The 18,698-nt window shown below is 53.3% G+C and carries 16 protein-coding genes and 2 tRNA genes; 16 read left to right on the top strand and 2 right to left on the bottom strand.

Features of this window, described 5'->3' with window-relative positions; all coding sequences use genetic code 11:
- Window positions 1-42: 42 nt before the first annotated feature.
- Window positions 43-1,476, bottom strand: a complete 1,434-nt coding sequence (gene dacB / locus IV493_RS15855; RefSeq protein WP_195857425.1) for a serine-type D-Ala-D-Ala carboxypeptidase — start codon at window positions 1,474-1,476, stop codon at window positions 43-45.
- Between the two features lie 249 nt (window positions 1,477-1,725).
- On the opposite strand from dacB, the gene greA reads away from it, so the two are divergent.
- A complete protein-coding gene (greA, locus tag IV493_RS15850; RefSeq protein ID WP_010251811.1) occupies window positions 1,726-2,202 on the top strand; it encodes a transcription elongation factor GreA in 477 nt (158 codons plus the stop codon).
- Window positions 2,203-2,308: 106 nt separating this feature from the next.
- Here the strand turns inward: greA and yhbY are convergent, their stop codons facing one another.
- The gene (gene yhbY / locus IV493_RS15845; protein WP_010251809.1) at window positions 2,309-2,602 is read right to left on the bottom strand and encodes a ribosome assembly RNA-binding protein YhbY; all 294 of its coding nucleotides are present in this window, start codon (window positions 2,600-2,602) and stop codon (window positions 2,309-2,311) included.
- Between the two features lie 127 nt (window positions 2,603-2,729).
- Here yhbY and rlmE point away from each other — a divergent pair, with 127 nt between their 5' ends.
- The 15 genes from rlmE to nlpI all read left to right on the top strand — a co-directional run bounded on the left by rlmE (window position 2,730) and on the right by nlpI (window position 18,630).
- Window positions 2,730-3,359, top strand: a complete 630-nt coding sequence (gene rlmE / locus IV493_RS15840) for a 23S rRNA (uridine(2552)-2'-O)-methyltransferase RlmE (RefSeq protein ID WP_013359905.1) — start codon at window positions 2,730-2,732, stop codon at window positions 3,357-3,359.
- A gap of 113 nt (window positions 3,360-3,472) precedes the next feature.
- Window positions 3,473-5,398 (top strand): ATP-dependent zinc metalloprotease FtsH, encoded by a 1,926-nt coding sequence (gene ftsH, locus IV493_RS15835; RefSeq protein ID WP_033731314.1) that lies wholly within the window; start codon window positions 3,473-3,475, stop codon window positions 5,396-5,398.
- A 79-nt stretch (window positions 5,399-5,477) separates the two neighbouring features.
- A complete protein-coding gene (gene folP, locus IV493_RS15830) occupies window positions 5,478-6,317 on the top strand; it encodes a dihydropteroate synthase (protein ID WP_195857424.1) in 840 nt (279 codons plus the stop codon).
- Window positions 6,314-7,648, top strand: coding sequence for a phosphoglucosamine mutase (gene glmM, locus IV493_RS15825; protein WP_013359908.1), 1,335 nt, complete (start codon window positions 6,314-6,316; stop codon window positions 7,646-7,648). The genes folP and glmM overlap by 4 nt, the downstream gene beginning before the upstream one ends.
- Before the next feature lie 217 nt (window positions 7,649-7,865).
- Window positions 7,866-8,204: a preprotein translocase subunit SecG gene (gene secG, locus IV493_RS15820; RefSeq protein ID WP_003851074.1), complete on the top strand. Its 339-nt coding sequence runs from the start codon at window positions 7,866-7,868 to the stop codon at window positions 8,202-8,204.
- Between the two features lie 37 nt (window positions 8,205-8,241).
- A tRNA-Leu gene (locus IV493_RS15815) sits at window positions 8,242-8,328 on the top strand.
- A 59-nt stretch (window positions 8,329-8,387) separates the two neighbouring features.
- Window positions 8,388-8,464, top strand: a tRNA-Met gene (locus tag IV493_RS15810).
- 212 nt (window positions 8,465-8,676) lie between these two features.
- On the top strand, window positions 8,677-9,129 hold the full coding sequence (gene rimP, locus IV493_RS15805; protein WP_010251795.1) for a ribosome maturation factor RimP: 453 nt from the start codon (window positions 8,677-8,679) through the stop codon (window positions 9,127-9,129).
- A gap of 24 nt (window positions 9,130-9,153) precedes the next feature.
- Window positions 9,154-10,641 carry a transcription termination factor NusA gene (nusA, locus tag IV493_RS15800; RefSeq protein WP_010251792.1) on the top strand — a complete coding sequence of 496 codons (1,488 nt, stop codon included), beginning with the start codon at window positions 9,154-9,156 and terminating at the stop codon, window positions 10,639-10,641.
- A 17-nt stretch (window positions 10,642-10,658) separates the two neighbouring features.
- Window positions 10,659-13,352 (top strand): translation initiation factor IF-2, encoded by a 2,694-nt coding sequence (gene infB, locus IV493_RS15795; protein ID WP_013359910.1) that lies wholly within the window; start codon window positions 10,659-10,661, stop codon window positions 13,350-13,352.
- 65 nt (window positions 13,353-13,417) lie between these two features.
- On the top strand, window positions 13,418-13,825 hold the full coding sequence (gene rbfA, locus IV493_RS15790) for a 30S ribosome-binding factor RbfA (protein ID WP_033731320.1): 408 nt from the start codon (window positions 13,418-13,420) through the stop codon (window positions 13,823-13,825).
- A complete protein-coding gene (gene truB / locus IV493_RS15785) occupies window positions 13,825-14,769 on the top strand; it encodes a tRNA pseudouridine(55) synthase TruB (protein WP_033781661.1) in 945 nt (314 codons plus the stop codon). Before rbfA ends, truB begins: the two co-directional genes overlap by 1 nt.
- A gap of 131 nt (window positions 14,770-14,900) precedes the next feature.
- Window positions 14,901-15,170, top strand: a complete 270-nt coding sequence (gene rpsO / locus IV493_RS15780) for a 30S ribosomal protein S15 (protein ID WP_003851063.1) — start codon at window positions 14,901-14,903, stop codon at window positions 15,168-15,170.
- Between the two features lie 310 nt (window positions 15,171-15,480).
- The gene (gene pnp / locus IV493_RS15775) at window positions 15,481-17,616 is read left to right on the top strand and encodes a polyribonucleotide nucleotidyltransferase (protein ID WP_033781662.1); all 2,136 of its coding nucleotides are present in this window, start codon (window positions 15,481-15,483) and stop codon (window positions 17,614-17,616) included.
- Window positions 17,617-17,745: 129 nt separating this feature from the next.
- A complete protein-coding gene (nlpI, locus tag IV493_RS15770; protein WP_010251765.1) occupies window positions 17,746-18,630 on the top strand; it encodes a lipoprotein NlpI in 885 nt (294 codons plus the stop codon).
- Window positions 18,631-18,698 lie beyond the last annotated feature (68 nt).

Raw genomic sequence — 18,698 nt, 5'->3', positions numbered from 1 at the left:
GCAGCAGGGTGATCGCCCGCTGCGTTTTTTATCTCTGCTTTATCAGTTGTTCTGATTGATATCGCGGTAGAGTCGGCTTTCAAAACGTACCAGTGGAATACGACGGGCACGTTGATCTTCCGGCGGCACCGCATAACCGGAAAGGAACTGAACAAAGGCGACACGGGCACCACTGGAGGTGGTAATAAAGCCCGCCAGATTATAGACGCCCTGCAGTGAACCGGTTTTCGCCGAGACCTTGCCATCCAGTCCCGCCTCATGCAGCCCGCCGCGATACTGTAGCGTGCCGTCATAGCCCGCCAGCGGCAGCATCGAAATATAATCCAGCGTGTTGTCATTCTTCGCAATGAACTGCAACACCTGCATCATGGTTTGCGGCGAAATCAGATCGTGGCGCGACAGACCGGAACCATCGACCTGAATGCTGTTGCCCATATCCACATTGGCTTTGGCTTTCAGGATCCGGCGGACAGCATCCTGTCCGGCGCGGAATGTACCGGGCACGTTGAAGTAGTGATGACCAATGGTGCGGAAGACCGTGTCGGCTATCATGTTGTCTGACTTCTTCAGCATGGTGTGCAGCAGCGTATGCAGCGGCGCAGACTGGGTCGATGCCAGTACGGTACCTGGCTCCGTGACCTGCGTCTGGCGTACCAGATGGCCACTGTAGTCGATCTCTGATGACCGCAGCTCTGCCTTAAGGATTTCACCCGCCCACGCCGCGCCATCCTGCACCGCAAAGGCCAGCGGCAGCGGTTCGGCACGCTGGCGCATACAGCCTGTCAGGGTGTAGCGGTTCAGCTCACCCGGCACCACATCCAGTTCACAATATTGCCCTTCACCACTGTTACGGCCGATGGTGCGGACCTGGCTGTACATATGCGCCGGATAATAGGAAGCGATGCGCACAAACGCATTTTCACCCGGCGTATTAGCGCTGTAGAGCGACACCGAGAAGCAGTTTTTATCTACAATCGCGGCACCCGGCGGGGCGCTGAAGCACTGGGTCATATCGTTCCACGGCCAGCCCGGTGCCATGTCATGACTGGCAAAAACCGAGGTGTCGATAACCAGATTGCCTTTTATATGGTTAATGCCCTGCTTCTTTATCGCCGCGATCATGTTGCGCAGATCCTGACGGCTTAACGTCGGATCACCGCCGAAACGTGCGACTAAATCGCCGTTCAGGGTGCCATCTATAATGGCACCCCGGGTCTCAAACGTGGTCTGAAAACGGAAATCGCCACCCAGTTCCAGTAGTGCCGCCAGCGCCGTCACCACTTTCATGGTACTGGCGGGCAGGGCCATCTGTTTGCCGTGGTAATCAATGATCGGTGTTGATGCACCCACTTTCTGAACCATCAGCGCCAGATTGGCGCCATCTGGCAGGTACTGCATGTATTCATCAACTGGCGCTGCGTGTGCCTGCAGCATAAATGCGCAGCTTAATCCGGTAACAAGTCGTGAAAATCGCATAATCTCGCGGTAACTGGCAGGTGAGGGCGTCAATACTACGTCGCTGGGCGGTGCAAAGTAAACGATGACCCGCAGGGAACTCTGGGGTAAAATACGTATCAAATTGCAAAACTCTTTTCTGGCCTGGAGGCATCTCCGGGTCAGGATTCTTTTATTTGCAAAAACGGGCTAATGCGCCGCAGAGCGCTTTTTTCTGCGGTCACCGGTCAGGATGACATCGTTAAACAGGAAAGAGGGCGAGGAGCTTAAATGAATCAGATTCCGATGACGTTAAGAGGCGCTGAAAGATTGCGCGAAGAGCTGAACGAGCTGAAAACCGTGAAGCGCCCGCGCATTATCGCCTCTATCGCTGATGCACGCGAACATGGCGATTTAAAAGAGAACGCGGAATATCACGCTGCGCGTGAAGAGCAGGGCTTTTGTGAAGGCCGTATTCAGGAGATTGAAGCCAAACTCTCCAATGCGCAGGTTATCGATGTCACGCAGATGCCGAAAACCGGCCGCGTGATCTTCGGTGCCACGGTGACCGTGCTGAACGTCGAGACCGACGAAGAAGCCACGTATCGCATCGTGGGCGATGACGAAGCGGACTTTAAGCAAAATCTGATTTCGGTCAATTCGCCAATGGCGCGTGGCCTGGTGGGTAAAGAGGCCGATGATGTGGCTATCGTAAAAACCCCGGGCGGCGACGTTGAGTATGAGATCCTGAAGGTGGAATACCTTTAAGATGTTGCTACGCTTTGAAAAGCGTTTAAGCACAATGTAAAGAAAGGAAAAAGGCCGCATTGCGGCCTTTTATCTGAGGTAAGAGCATGTCACTTTCTTTGCCCACTTAGCGTGGCAGAGAAATTTTGCTCTCTTTAGAGGGGCGATACAGCACCAGCGTTTTGCCGATCACCTGTACGTTGCTGGCACCGGTCTCACGCACGATAGCCTCGACGATCAGCTGTTTCGTTTCACGATCTTCAGAGGCGATTTTTACCTTAATCAGTTCGTGATGCGACAGAGCCTGCTCGATTTCGGCCAGCACGCCTTCAGTCAGGCCATTGCCACCCAGCATAACTACTGGCTTGAGCGGATGGGCGAGGCCCTTGAGGTGCTGTTTTTGTTTGGTACTTAGATTCATCGTAGTTTTTTACTTACTCAGGGATTGAAAACGGTTCATTCTACCGCCATCTCGGGTATATCACCAAATCGACGCAACCCATTGCGTGCAGGTTTATCGCTACGATGACGATTTAACTGGAATTATTATGACGGGTAAAAAGCGTTCGGCCAGCTCCAGCCGCTGGCTTCAGGAACACTTTAGCGATAAATATGTGCTTCAGGCGCAGAAAAAAGGGTTGCGCTCGCGCGCCTGGTTTAAACTTGATGAAATACAACAGGGTGACAAGCTTTTCAAACCCGGCATGACCGTGGTAGATCTGGGTGCTGCACCTGGTGGCTGGTCGCAGTATGTGGTTCAGCAAATCGGGAATAAAGGCCGCATCATTGCCTGTGATATCCTGCCAATGGATCCGATAGTCGGTGTCGATTTCCTTCAGGGCGATTTTCGTGAAGAATCGGTAATCAATGCGCTGCTTGAGCGCGTTGGCGATCAGAAAGTTCAGGTTGTCATGTCCGATATGGCGCCGAATATGAGTGGTACACCTGCCGTAGATATTCCCCGGTCGATGTATTTAGTGGAACTGGCGCTGGAGATGTGTCGGGATATCCTGGCACCTGGCGGCAGTTTTGTAGTGAAAGTGTTTCAGGGAGATGGCTTCGATGAATACCTGCGGGAAATTCGCTCCCTGTTTACGAAAGTAAAAATTCGTAAGCCGGACGCTTCACGGTCTCGTTCACGTGAAGTGTACATTGTGGCGACTGGGCGCAAACTATAACCAAATTGCTGGAGATGTCCGCAGCTTTGCTGCGATTCCATGTATGCAGGAACTATAGTACCCTACGCTATCTGTTAACACCGATGTAATATGAGGTTAATCCCTTGAGTGACATGGCGAAAAACCTGATTCTCTGGTTAGTCATCGCGGTCGTGCTGATGTCAGTATTCCAGAGCTTTGGGCCCAGCGAGTCGAATGGCCGTCGGGTTGATTATTCAACCTTCCTGTCGGAAGTGAACCAGGATCAGGTCCGCGAGGCACGTATTAACGGGCGTGAAATTAACGTTGTCAAAAAAGACAGCAATAAATATACCACCTACATTCCTGTCAATGATCCTAAGTTGCTCGATAACCTCTTGACCAAAAACGTCAAAGTGGTTGGCGAACCGCCGGAAGAACCGAGCCTGCTGGCTTCCATCTTCATTTCGTGGTTCCCGATGCTGCTGCTGATCGGTGTGTGGATCTTCTTTATGCGTCAGATGCAGGGCGGCGGCGGTAAGGGCGCGATGTCCTTCGGCAAAAGCAAAGCCCGCATGTTGACAGAAGACCAGATTAAAACCACTTTCGCCGACGTTGCGGGTTGTGACGAAGCGAAAGATGAAGTGGCTGAGCTGGTGGAATATCTGCGTGAGCCGAGCCGTTTCCAGAAGCTGGGCGGTAAAATTCCAAAAGGCGTTCTGATGGTGGGGCCGCCGGGTACCGGTAAAACCCTGCTGGCAAAAGCGATTGCCGGTGAAGCCAAAGTGCCTTTCTTCACTATTTCTGGTTCTGACTTTGTGGAAATGTTTGTCGGTGTCGGTGCATCACGTGTGCGCGACATGTTCGAACAGGCCAAGAAAGCCGCACCGTGCATCATCTTCATCGATGAGATCGATGCCGTCGGTCGTCAGCGTGGCGCCGGTTTAGGCGGTGGTCATGATGAACGTGAGCAGACGCTGAACCAGATGCTGGTTGAGATGGATGGTTTCGAAGGTAACGAAGGAATTATCGTTATCGCCGCGACTAACCGTCCTGACGTACTGGACCCTGCGCTGCTGCGTCCAGGCCGCTTTGACCGTCAGGTTGTGGTCGGTCTGCCAGACGTACGTGGTCGTGAGCAGATCCTGAAAGTGCATATGCGTCGTGTGCCACTGGCAACCGACATTGACGCCGCAATCATTGCACGTGGTACGCCAGGCTTCTCAGGTGCCGATCTGGCTAACCTGGTGAACGAAGCAGCGCTGTTCGCCGCTCGTTCAAACAAGCGTGTGGTGTCGATGGTTGAGTTCGAGAAAGCGAAAGACAAAATCATGATGGGTGCGGAACGTCGCTCCATGGTGATGACGGAATCGCAGAAAGAATCCACTGCCTATCACGAAGCGGGCCACGCCATTATTGGCCGCCTGGTGCCAGAGCATGATCCGGTGCATAAAGTCACGATTATCCCGCGCGGCCGTGCGCTGGGTGTGACCTTCTTCCTGCCTGAAGGCGACGCGATTAGCGCCAGCCGTCAGAAACTGGAAAGTCAGATCTCAACGCTGTATGGCGGTCGCCTGGCAGAAGAGATCATCTATGGTGTTGAACATGTTTCTACCGGCGCGTCCAACGACATTAAAGTCGCGACGAATCTGGCACGTAACATGGTGACGCAGTGGGGCTTCTCTGAAAAACTGGGTCCGTTGCTCTATGCAGAAGAAGAGGGTGAAGTGTTCCTTGGACGTTCTGTCGCGAAAGCGAAACACATGTCTGATGAAACAGCCCGCATCATCGACCAGGAAGTTAAACACCTGATCGACAGCAACTACCAGCGTGCTCGCCGCATTCTGGGTGAGAACATGGACATTCTTCACGCGATGAAAGACGCGCTGATGAAGTATGAAACCATTGATGCACCACAGATCGACGACCTGATGGCACGCCGCGAAGTGCGTCCGCCAGCGGGCTGGGAAGATCCAGGCAGCAACTCAGACAGCAACGGTACGCCAAAAGCGCCACGTCCGGTTGATGAACCGCGTACGCCGAACCCAGGCAATACCATGTCAGAGCAGTACAACAAATAAGACGCATCATCGTCAGACAAAACCCCGGCTGGTCCGGGGTTTTTTACATCCAGATATTGATCAGCAAGGAGTTTTCACCATGAAGTTGTTTGCCCGTGATTCCCATCTCGATTTATCGTTTCCTCATGTGATGGGCATTCTGAATGTCACGCCGGACTCCTTTTCAGATGGTGGTAAACATAACGCGCTGGTCGATGCGCTGACGCATACCAATGAAATGGTCAACGCCGGCGCAACCATTATCGATGTAGGCGGCGAATCAACCCGTCCTGGCGCTGATGAGGTCAGTGTGGAGGAGGAGCTGGAGCGGGTCATTCCGGTGATCGATGCCATTGCCCAGCGTTTCGAAGTCTGGATTTCAGTAGACACCTCTAAAGCGGACGTGATCCGGGAAGCCGCGCGAGTGGGTGCTCACATCATTAACGATGTCCGCTCACTCTCCGAACCGAGGGCGCTGGAAGCCGCCGCCGCAACCGGACTGCCTGTCTGTTTAATGCATATGCAGGGCGAACCGCGCACCATGCAGCAGGCACCGGTTTACGAAAACATCTTAAGCGAAGTGGACACTTACTTCGCTCAGCAGATTGCGCGTTGCGAAGCGGCGGGAATGAAAAAAGAGCAGCTGATACTCGACCCGGGCTTCGGTTTCGGTAAAAATCTCAGCCACAATTATGAACTGCTGGCTCATCTCAGCGATTTTCACCACTTTGGTCTGCCACTGCTGGTGGGGATGTCGCGTAAATCGATGATTGGCCAGTTGTTAAATGTCGGCCCGTCACAGCGTTTAACCGGCAGCCTGAGCTGCGCGGTGATTGCTGCCATGCAGGGCGCGCAGATTATTCGCGCCCATGACGTAAAAGAGACGGCCAAAGCGATGCGCGTGGTCGAAGCGACCCGAAGAGCAAAAGGAACATCATGAGTAATCGTAAATATTTCGGTACAGACGGCATTCGCGGCAAAGTCGGTGAAACACCTATCACGCCAGATTTCGTCCTGAAGCTGGGCTGGGCCGCGGGTAAAGTACTGGCGCGCCACGGTTCCAAAAAGATCATCATCGGCAAAGATACCCGTATCTCTGGCTATATGCTGGAGTCTGCGCTGGAAGCGGGTCTCGCCGCCGCGGGCCTGACCGCTGCGTTTACCGGTCCGATGCCGACCCCCGCCATCGCCTATCTGACCCGAACCTTTCGCGCTGAGGCGGGCATCGTTATTTCAGCGTCGCACAATCCATTTGACGATAACGGCATTAAATTCTTCTCGTCCGAAGGCACCAAATTGCCTGATGACGTGGAAGAAGCGATTGAGCTGGAGATGGAAAAGCCGATTACCTGCGTGGAGTCCGCGCAGTTAGGGCGCGCCAGCCGCATCGTCGATGCAGCAGGGCGTTACATTGAGTTCTGTAAGGGGACTTTCCCCAGCGAGCTCAATCTGAATGGCCTGAAAATTGTGGTCGACTGTGCCAATGGTGCGACTTACCACATTGCGCCGAATGTCCTGCGCGAGCTGGGCGCAACCGTCATCGCAATCGGTGTGCAGCCAGACGGCATGAACATCAACAAAGAGTGCGGTGCGACCGATCTTAAACTGCTGCAGCAACGCGTACTGGCAGAGAAGGCGGATATTGGCCTGGCCTATGACGGCGACGGCGACCGCATCATGATGATTGACCATCTGGGTGACAAAGTTGACGGTGACCAGATCCTTTACATCATTGCACGTGAAGCGCTGCGTCAGGGGCAGTTACGTGGCGGTGTAGTGGGTACGCTGATGAGCAACATGGGCCTGGAATTAGCGCTGAAACAGCTCGGCATTCCGTTTACCCGTGCCAAAGTCGGTGACCGTTATGTGCTGGAGAAGATGCAGGAGAAGGGCTGGCGTCTCGGCGCGGAGAACTCCGGTCATGTGATCCTGCTGGATAAAACCACCACAGGCGACGGTATCGTGGCAAGTTTGCAAGTGCTCACTGCGATGGTGCGTAACCACATGAGCCTGCACGATCTCTGCAGTGGTATGAAGATGCTGCCGCAGGTGCTGGTCAACGTACGCTTCGCGGGCGAGCATGACCCGCTGCAAAGCGACGCCGTCAAAACGGTCACCGCCGATGTTGAAAAAGCGCTGGCGGGTCGCGGACGCGTTCTGTTGCGTAAGTCAGGCACTGAGCCGCTGATTCGTGTGATGGTCGAAGGCGAAAATGAGGCGCAGGTCACCGAACTGGCTAATCGTATTGCCGATCAGGTCAAAGCGGTTTAAACCTCTTAAAGGCGGTTATCAGAATGCGGATCCGCCTGTAAAATCACCGGGATGGCGCTTTTTTCTGCAATCAGTTTGCGTAAGAGAAATTGCACTTGCAGAGATATGCGCCTTTGGTTAGTATTCACACCCGCTTCTGATGGGTGATGACGAGACGCCCCATCAATACTGGTTGAAGCTTTAACTGTACGATTATCGTGCAAGGAACAGGTTGAATATGTACGAAGCTCTTTTAGTTGTTTTCCTTATTGTAGCTATCGCCCTCGTGGGTATGATCATGCTGCAGCAAGGCAAAGGCGCTGATATGGGAGCCTCATTCGGTGCAGGCGCATCCGGTACGGTGTTTGGTTCTTCGGGTTCAGGTAATTTCATGACCCGTACCACTGGCATCTTAGCGGCACTGTTCTTCATCATCAGCCTGGTTCTGGGTAATCTGAACAGCAATAAAGCCTCGAAAGGAAGCGAGTGGGAAAATCTTTCTGCGCCGGCGCAGTCTTCTCAACAGACTGAAAAGCCAGCTCAACCGGTTACACCGGGCAGCGATATTCCTAAGTAAGGTCGTCAGCACAACGAATCGTTGTGGTCAGTGCAGTGCCGTGGTGGTGGAATTGGTAGACACGCTACCTTGAGGTGGTAGTGCCCGATTGGGCTTACGGGTTCAAGTCCCGTCCTCGGTACCAAATAGCAGTATCTCTTGCATTTTATGCAGGTCTGGCGTATTATTCGCCACGTTTTCGGACGCGGGGTGGAGCAGCCTGGTAGCTCGTCGGGCTCATAACCCGAAGGTCGTCGGTTCAAATCCGGCCCCCGCAACCAATTTTCCCTTTGAGTTCTTTTTCAAATATACTGTATGCATCGACGGACGCATTCACGGCTATTTTTTGAAAGAAAATTCTTTGGATGGAGTCCGGGCCGCATTGCGGCATACAGGGTCCAGTGACTAAAAGCCCCGAATATTCGGGGTTTTTTGTTATTAGCGAATCGTAATACTGGGCTATAGGCCCTTTTTTTATGTCTTGGGGGTGGGCTTGTCCACATTAGAGCAAAAATTGACAGAGTTGGTATCGGCTCCCGTAGAAGCGCTGGGTTACGAACTGGTTGGAATTGAATTCGTTCGTAGTCGCACATCTATCCTGCGCATCTATATTGATAGTGAAGATGGCATCAATGTCGATGATTGCGCCGATGTCAGCCACCAGGTAAGTGCGGTAATGGATGTTGAAGATCCGATTACGGTACCTTACAACCTTGAAGTCTCTTCACCGGGACTCGATCGTCCTCTGTTCACCGCAGAACACTACACCCGTTTTATGGGTGAAGAAGTGAGTCTGGTGTTGCGTATGGCCGTTCAGAACCGCCGTAAATGGCAGGGAACCATCAAGTCAGTTGATGGCGAGATGATCACGGTGCACGTTGAGGGTAGCGATGAAGTGTTCGCGCTGAGTAATATTCAGAAAGCGAACCTGGTCCCCCACTTTTAAAAGTCCGGATTGAGGCTAACCAGGATGAACAAAGAGATCTTAGCTGTTGTAGAAGCCGTTTCTAACGAAAAAGCCCTGCCGCGTGAGAAAATCTTCGAAGCGCTGGAGAGCGCGCTGGCGACTGCGACCAAGAAAAAGTACGAGCAGGAAATTGAAGTACGCGTCAGCATTGATCGCCGCAGTGGCGATTTCGATACTTTCCGCCGCTGGGAAATCGTAGAAGAGGTGACACAGCCGACGCGCGAGATCACGCTGGATGCGGCCCGCTTCGAAGATGAAGCATTCAATCTGGGCGAATATGTCGAAGATCAGATTGAATCGGTCACCTTTGACCGTATCACCACTCAGACCGCTAAGCAGGTTATCGTGCAAAAAGTGCGCGAAGCTGAGCGCGCGATGGTGGTTGATCAGTTCCGTGAGCAGGAAGGCGAAATCATCACCGGTGTGGTGAAAAAAGTTAACCGCGACAACATTTCCCTCGACCTTGGCAGTAATGCCGAAGCGGTCATTCTGCGCGAAGATATGCTGCCGCGTGAAAACTTCCGTCCAGGCGACCGTATTCGTGGCGTACTCTACTCGGTACGTCCGGAAGCGCGTGGCGCGCAGCTGTTCGTGACGCGTTCCAAACCGGAAATGCTGATTGAACTGTTTCGCATTGAGGTGCCAGAAATTGGCGAAGAACTGATTGAAATTAAAGCTGCTGCCCGTGATCCGGGTTCGCGCGCTAAAATTGCAGTCAAAACTAACGACAAACGTATCGATCCGGTGGGTGCCTGTGTGGGCATGCGCGGCGCGCGCGTTCAGGCTGTTTCCAGTGAACTGGGCGGCGAGCGTATCGATATCGTGCTGTGGGACGATAACCCGGCGCAGTTTGTTATTAACGCCATGGCTCCGGCCGATGTGGCGTCAATCGTGGTTGATGAAGATAATCACACCATGGATATCGCCGTAGAAGCTGGCAATCTGGCTCAGGCGATCGGCCGTAACGGCCAAAACGTGCGTCTCGCTTCGCAGCTGAGTGGCTGGGAGCTGAACGTGATGACCGTCGATGATCTGCAGGCTAAGCATCAGGCTGAAGCGCATGCAGCGATCGATATGTTCACTAAACATCTCGACATCGACGAAGAGTTCGCCACCGTACTGGTGGAAGAGGGCTTCTCCTCGCTGGAAGAGCTGGCATACGTGCCAATCAACGAGCTGCTGGAAGTCGACGGCCTCGACGAAGAGACCATTGAAGCCCTGCGTGAACGAGCAAAAAATGCGTTAACCACCCTGGCACTGGCGAAAGAAGAGAGTCTTGGAAATCAGGAGCCCGCTGAGGACCTTCTGAATCTTGAAGGCCTCGATCGTGCGCTGGCGTTCCGCCTGGCGTCAAAAGGCGTTTGCACGCTGGAAGATCTCGCTGAGCAAGGTGTTGACGATCTGACGGATATTGAAGGCATGTCTGATGAACAAGCCGGCGCGCTGATTATGGCCGCACGTAATATCTGCTGGTTCGGCGATGACGCGTAATAACAGGAAGGAACAGCATGACAGATGTAACCGTAAAATCGCTGGCCGCAGAAATTCAGACTCCGGTCGATCGCCTGGTACAGCAATTTGCTGATGCGGGGATCCCTAAGTCTGAAAATGACGCGGTGACCCAGCAAGAGAAAGAAACCTTACTATCTCATCTGAACCGTGAACACGGTCAGGTCGGTTCAGCTAAGCTGACGCTGCAGCGTAAAACGCGCAGCACCTTGAATATTCCAGGCACCGGGGGTAAAAGTAAGTCGGTGCAAATTGAAGTCCGCAAAAAGCGTACCTATGTGAAAGGTGATGCAGAGTCTGAGCAAGCTCAGGCAGAAGCTGAAGCCCAGGCGCAGCGTGAAGCGGAAGAGCAGGCGCAACGCGAGGCTGAAGAAAAAGCCCGTCGCGAAGCTGAACAGAAAGCGCAACGTGAAGCCGAAGATAAAGCAAGGCGCGAAGCCGCTGATAAGGCCAAACGTGCAGCAGCGGAAAATGACAAAGTGACAAATCAACCTACCGATGAAGTGACCAGGGCTGCGCAATCAGACAAAGCCCGTCGCGAAGCTGAAGCTGCTGAACTGAAGCGTAAAGCTGAAGAAGAAGCCCGCCGTAAGCTTGAAGAGGCTGCCCGCCTCGTAGCCGAAGAAGCCCGCCGTCTGGCTGAAGAGAAATCAGCTGAATGGGAAAAACCGGAAGAAGAGGATAAAGGCGACTATCACGTCACCACTTCGACTCACGCCCGCCAGGCAGAAGACGAAAACGACCGTCAGGTTGAAGCAGGCCGTGCGCGTGCGCGTACGACTGCTAAAGCTGCGCGTCCGGCGAAAAAAGGCAACAAACATTCCGAAGCCAAAACTGACCGTGAAGAAGCGCGTGCGCAGGTTCGTGGCGGTAAAGGCGGTAAGCATCGCAAACCTAGCGCACTGCAGCAGGGCTTCAACAAGCCAGCGCAGGCCGTTAACCGCGATGTTGTGATTGGCGAAACCATCACCGTAGCCGAACTGGCGAACAAAATGGCGGTGAAAGGTTCTCTGGTCATTAAAGCGATGATGAAGATGGGCGCCATGGCGACTATCAACCAGGTCATCGATCAGGAAACTGCACAGCTCGTAGCCGAAGAGATGGGCCACAAAGTGACCCTGCGTCGTGAGAACGAGCTGGAAGAAGCGGTAATGGACGATCGTGATACCGATGCGGCACAGGAATCTCGTGCGCCGGTTGTGACCATCATGGGCCACGTCGACCACGGTAAAACCTCTCTGCTGGACTATATCCGCTCCACTAAAATCGCCTCTGGCGAAGCGGGCGGTATTACACAGCACATCGGTGCTTACCACGTTGAAACCGACAACGGTATGGTCACCTTCCTGGATACCCCGGGCCACGCCGCGTTTACCGCGATGCGTGCACGTGGTGCACAGGCGACAGATATCGTTATCCTGGTCGTTGCCGCAGACGATGGCGTGATGCCACAGACTGTCGAAGCTATTCAGCACGCCAAAGCCGCTAAAGTGCCGGTTGTGGTTGCCGTGAACAAGTGCGATAAGCCAGAAGCGGATCCGGATCGTGTTAAAAACGAACTGACTCAGTACGGAATTATTCCAGAAGAGTGGGGCGGCGAAAACATGTTCGTGAATGTCTCTGCGAAAGCAGGCACCGGCATTGATGACCTGTTAAATGCTATCCTGCTGCAGGCGGAAGTGCTGGAACTGACCGCTATCCGTGAAGGTATGGCGAGCGGCGTAGTGATTGAATCGTTCCTCGACAAAGGTCGTGGTCCGGTTGCTACCGTGCTGGTTCGTGAAGGTACGCTCAACAAAGGCGACATCGTTCTTTGTGGTTTCGAATATGGCCGTGTTCGTGCAATGCGTGACGAACTGGGTCGCGAAGTTCTGGAAGCGGGTCCTTCTATCCCGGTTGAGATTCTGGGCCTGTCCGGCGTGCCGGCTGCAGGTGATGAAGCGACCGTGGTACGTGACGAGAAGAAAGCACGTGAAGTTGCGCTCTATCGTCAGGGCAAATTCCGCGAAGTTAAACTGGCTCGCCAGCAGAAATCTAAGCTCGAGAACATGTTTGCTAACATGACCGAAGGCGAAGTGTCTGAACTGAACATCGTTCTGAAAGCTGACGTTCAGGGTTCTGTGGAAGCCATCTCTGATTCCCTGCAGAAACTCTCCACCGACGAAGTGAAGGTGAAGATTGTGGGTTCAGGCGTAGGCGGGATTACCGAAACCGATGCAACCCTGGCGGCTGCTTCTAACGCCATCCTCCTTGGCTTCAACGTTCGTGCCGATGCCTCTGCGCGTCGCGTCATTGACGCAGAAAGCCTGGATCTGCGCTACTACTCTGTCATCTATAACCTGATTGATGAAGTTAAAGCGGCGATGAGCGGCATGCTGGCACCAGAGTACAAACAGCAGATCATTGGTCTGGCTGCAGTGCGCGACGTGTTCAAATCACCGAAGTTTGGCGCGATTGCCGGTTGTATGGTGACGGAAGGTAACATCAAACGTCACAATCCAATCCGTGTCCTGCGTGACAACGTGGTGATTTACGAAGGCGAGCTGGAATCTCTGCGTCGCTTTAAAGATGACGTCAACGAAGTGCGTAATGGCATGGAGTGCGGTATCGGCGTGAAGAACTACAACGACGTTCGCGTTGGCGATATGATCGAAGTGTTTGAAATCATCGAAATTAAACGCACCATCGAGTAATAGACTGCTGATGTGTTGCAATTTGGGAGGCCTCTGGCCTCCCGAATTATTTGGGAGAAATAATGATGGCGAAAGAATTTGGTCGCCCGCAGCGCGTGTCACAAGAGCTGCAAAAAGAGATTGCGATGATCCTGCAGCGTGAGATTAAAGATCCGCGCCTTGGCATGATGGTCACCGTATCCGGCGTTGAAGTGTCACGCGATCTTGCTTACGCAAAAGTGTTCGTGACGTTCCTCAACGACAAAGATGAAGATGCGATTAAGCATGGCCTGAAAGCGCTGAAAGAAGCCTCAGGTTACATTCGCATTCTGCTCGGCAAAGCGATGCGCCTGCGTATCGTGCCTGAGCTGACGTTCTTCTACGACAACTCGTTAGTCGAAGGGATGCGCATGTCTAACCTCGTCACCAGCGTCGTGAAGAACGATGCAGAGCGCCGTGGTCCGGATGCCACCGGCGATGACGAGGAGGCGTAATGAGTCGTCCGCGTCGTCGCGGTCGCGACGTCCATGGCGTGTTGTTGCTGGATAAGCCACAAGGCGTTTCGTCGAATGATGTCCTGCAGAAAGTGAAGCGTATCTTCAACGCCAATCGCGCAGGCCATACCGGCGCGCTTGATCCACTGGCCACCGGCATGTTGCCAATCTGCCTGGGTGAAGCGACCAAGTTTTCGCAGTATCTGCTCGATTCAGACAAACGCTACCGTGTGATTGCCCGACTGGGCGAGCGCACTGACACGTCAGACGCCGATGGCAACATCGTGCAGACGCGTCCGGTCAGCTTCAGTCAGGCCGATCTGGATAGCGCCCTTGAGAGCTTCCGCGGTGACACGCTGCAGGTGCCATCAATGTTTTCGGCGCTGAAGCATCAGGGTCGTCCGCTGTATGAATATGCACGTCAGGGCATTGTGATTGAGCGTGAACCGCGTCCGATTACGGTCTATGAGCTGCAATTTATTCGCTGGCAGGATAATGAGCTGGAGCTGGAAATTCACTGCTCCAAAGGCACCTATATCCGTACCATCATCGATGATCTGGGCGAAAAGCTGGGATGCGGTGCGCATGTCATCATGCTGCGTCGTGTACAGGTTGCCCGTTACCCGTATGAACGGATGGTGACGCTGGAACAGCTCAATACCCTGCTGGCGGAAGCCACAGAAGCGGGCATCCCACTGGAAACGCAGCTCGATCCGCTGTTGTTGCCGATGGACAGTCCCGCTTCTGATTTCCCTGAAGTAAATATCCCGCCCGCCGTGGCAGATTTTTTCCGCCAGGGACAGCCGGTGCAGGCCAGCAATGCGCCTGCGCACGGGCTGGTCAGGGTATCGGAAGGCGAAGCGCGTAAGTTTATCGGTATGGCAGAAATTGCCGATGATGGTCGTCTTGCGCCACGTCGTTTAGTGGTTGAGTATCAGGATTAAGCCAGGCGTTCACTTTTCGCTGATGGGGCATTTGCGTTGCTATCGGGCGCAGAGTAGAATAGCGCGGCTTTAAAGCGGGATGCTGAATTAGAGATTGGCACCCATACATTCATTTATTACTGGAGTTTATTATGTCTCTAAGCGTAGAAGCTAAAGCAGAGATCGTTGCTAAATATGGCCGTGGTGCTAACGACAGCGGTTCAACTGAAGTTCAGGTTGCCCTGTTGACCGCGCAGATTACCCATCTGCAGGGTCACTTCTCTGAGCACAAAAAAGACCACCACAGCCGCCGCGGTCTGCTGCGCATGGTATCTCAGCGTCGTAAGCTGCTGGACTACCTGAAGCGTAAAGACGTTGCACGCTACAGCAGCCTGATCGAAAGTCTCGGTCTGCGTCGCTAAGTCTGAAGAATCTGATCGTCGGGGCATTATGCGAGCTTTTGCACTGTGTGCAGCTTACGATCAGATTTGTGCGAGTTTCGTGAAGAGGGGGCCTTTATGGCCCCTTTTTTCGAGCAATCGGCAGCAATCCGGACCAAACTGATGTATTGTTGCTTAGTGTGATCTTTAGTTTGCAGAATTTCGCGCGGCTAATGAGAGGCTTTACCGCAGGGGCGGTCGAGGGTTGTCATTAGTCGCGAGGATGCAGCTGAAGATTGGTAATCAATGGCGGGCTACAGATAGCCCAGCCCCGAAGTTAAGGACTTTGATTTTGCTGAATCCGATCGTACGCAAATTCCAATATGGTCAACATACCGTCACGCTGGAAACCGGCATGATGGCTCGCCAGGCGACAGCCGCTGTGATGGTGAGCATGGACGATACTGCAGTGTTCGTCACTGTCGTAGGTCAGAAAAAATCTAAACCAGGTCAGGACTTCTTCCCACTGACCGTGAACTATCAGGAGCGTACTTACGCTGCTGGTCGTATCCCAGGCAGCTTCTTCCGTCGTGAAGGCCGTCCAAGCGAAGGCGAAACCCTGATTTCGCGTCTGATTGACCGCCCGATTCGCCCGCTGTTCCCGGAAGGCTTTGTTAACGAAGTTCAGGTTATTGCCACCGTGGTGTCTGTTAACCCACAGGTTCATCCGGACATCGTTGCAATGATTGGTGCCTCTGCTGCACTGGCGCTTTCTGGTCTGCCGTTTAATGGCCCGATTGGTGCTGCGCGTGTCGGTTACATCAACGATCAATATGTTCTGAACCCAACCGCAGATGAGCTGAAACAGTCTCGTCTGGATCTGGTCGTTGCCGGTACGCAGAATGCCGTACTGATGGTTGAATCTGAAGCTGAGATCCTGTCAGAAGAGCAGATGCTGGGTGCCGTGGTCTTTGGCCATGACCAGCAGCAGATCGTTATCGAAAACATCAATGCTCTGGTGGCTGAAGCCGGCAAACCACGCTGGGACTGGCAACCAGAAGCGGCTAACACCCCGCTGATTTCTCGTGTTGCTGCCCTGGCAGAAGCGCGCATCAGCGATGCTTACCGCATCACTGACAAGCAGGAGCGTTACGCGCAGGTTGGCGTCATCAAAGACGAAACCATTGCTGCGCTGCTGGCTGAAGATGAAACGCTGGATGGTTCAGAAATCGGCGACATCGTGCATAGCCTCGAAAAAACCGTTGTTCGTACCCGCATCCTGAATGGCGAGCCACGTATCGATGGCCGTGAAAAAGATATGATCCGCGGTCTGGACGTGCGTACTGGCGTATTGCCACGTACTCACGGTTCATCACTGTTCACGCGTGGTGAGACGCAGGCACTGGTTACGGCAACGCTGGGTACTACCCGTGATGCGCAGAACCTGGATGAGCTGATGGGCGAACGTACCGACAGCTTCCTGTTCCATTACAACTTCCCTCCATACTCTGTCGGTGAAACCGGCATGGTCGGTTCGCCGAAGCGTCGTGAGATTGGTCATGGTCGTCTGGCGAAGCGCGGTGTGTTAGCGGTAATGCCTAAAGCGGAAGATTTCCCTTACACCGTGCGTGTGGTGTCTGAAATCACTGAATCTAACGGCTCCTCTTCAATGGCCTCTGTCTGCGGTGCCTCACTGGCGCTGATGGATGCAGGTGTGCCAATCAAAGCCGCCGTTGCCGGTATCGCAATGGGTCTGGTAAAAGAAGATGAGAAGTTTGTCGTTCTGTCAGACATTCTGGGCGACGAAGATCACCTGGGCGACATGGACTTCAAAGTAGCCGGTAGCCGTGAAGGTATCACCGCGCTGCAGATGGACATCAAAATCGAAGGCATCACGCGTGAAATCATGCAGGAAGCCCTGAACCAGGCCAAGGGTGCGCGTCTGCACATTCTGGGCGTCATGGAACAGGCTATCAGCACACCGCGTACCGAGATTTCTGAATTCGCTCCACGCATTTACACCATCAAAATCAGCTCTGACAAGATCAAAGATGTGATCGGTAAAGGCGGCTCAGTGATTCGTGCACTGACCGAAGAGACCGGCACGACGATTGAAATCGAAGATGACGGCACCGTGAAAATCGCTGCGACCGATGGTCTGAAAGCGAAAGAAGCGATTCGTCGTATCGAAGAGATCACTGCAGAAATCGAAGTGGGCCGCATTTACAGTGGTAAAGTGACCCGTATCGTTGACTTCGGTGCCTTCGTTGCTATCGGCGGCGGTAAAGAAGGTCTGGTTCACATTTCACAAATCGCTGACAAGCGCGTTGAGAAAGTGACTGACTATCTGCAGATGGGTCAGGAAGTGCCGGTTAAGGTGATGGAAGTTGATCGCCAGGGTCGCGTACGTCTGAGCATCAAAGAAGCGACAGAATCTAAGCCGCAGACTGAAGAAGCTGCAGCGGTGACCACGCCTGACGCTGAATAAGTCGTTGCTGATTTGCCCCTCTTTGCCTGGCAGAGAGGGGCGTTTGTATCATCGCGAGGGCGGGAATCCTTGTGCACAGCAGGCGGATGACAGGATGGTTATCCCAATGTTTGTATTCGGGAGTGGGAAATGAAGCCTTTTCTGCGCTGGTGTTTTGTTGCGACAGCTTTGACGCTGGCAGGATGCAGCAACTCCAATTGGCGTAAGAACGAAGTTCTTGCAGTGCCTTTACAGCCCACACTGCAGCAGGAAGTGATACTGGCGCGCATGGAACAAATTCTTGCCAGTCGCGCTCTCACCGATGATGAACGCGCACAGCTGTTATATGAGCGCGGAGTGTTGTATGATAGTTTAGGTCTGCGGGCATTAGCGCGGAACGATTTTTCGCAAGCGCTGTCTATAAGACCAGATATGCCCGAAGTGTTTAACTACTTAGGCATATATTTAACGCAGGCGGGCAACTTTGATGCCGCCTATGAAGCGTTCGATTCTGTACTTGAGCTTGATCCAACTTACAACTATGCGCATTTAAACCGTGGTATCGCCCTCTATTACGGCGGTCGATACAAGTTAGCGCAAGATGATCTGCTGGCGTTTTATCAAGACGATCCTAACGATCCTTTCCGCAGTCTGTGGCTCTATCTTGTTGAACGTGAGATGGATGTCGACAAGGCAAAAGTCGCGCTTCAACAGCGTCACGACAAAGCGGTCAGAGACCAATGGGGATGGAATATTGTCGAGTTCTACCTTGGAGATATCAACGAGAAAACGTTGATGGAAAGTCTCAAGGCGGACGCAACGGATAACACCTCGCTCGCTGAACATCTCAGTGAAACCAACTTCTATTTAGGTAAGTACTACCTAAGTCTGGGGGAGAAGGACGACGCGAAAGCGTTGTTCAAACTGGCGGTCGCCAACAACGTTAACAACTTTGTTGAACACCGATACGCATTGTTGGAACTGGCGCAACTCGGCCAGGCACAAGACGATTTATCAGAATCTGACCAGCAATAGCTGACGAACTTAATTTGCCTGTAAAACCTGTTAAGTCATCATCTTAAGGGATGAAGGCTTTTCTGTTC

The organism is Pantoea sp. SM3640, from assembly GCF_015654165.1.
GTDB classification, from domain to species: domain Bacteria; phylum Pseudomonadota; class Gammaproteobacteria; order Enterobacterales; family Enterobacteriaceae; genus Pantoea; species Pantoea vagans.
This window is presented reverse-complemented; position numbering and strand designations above follow the sequence as displayed.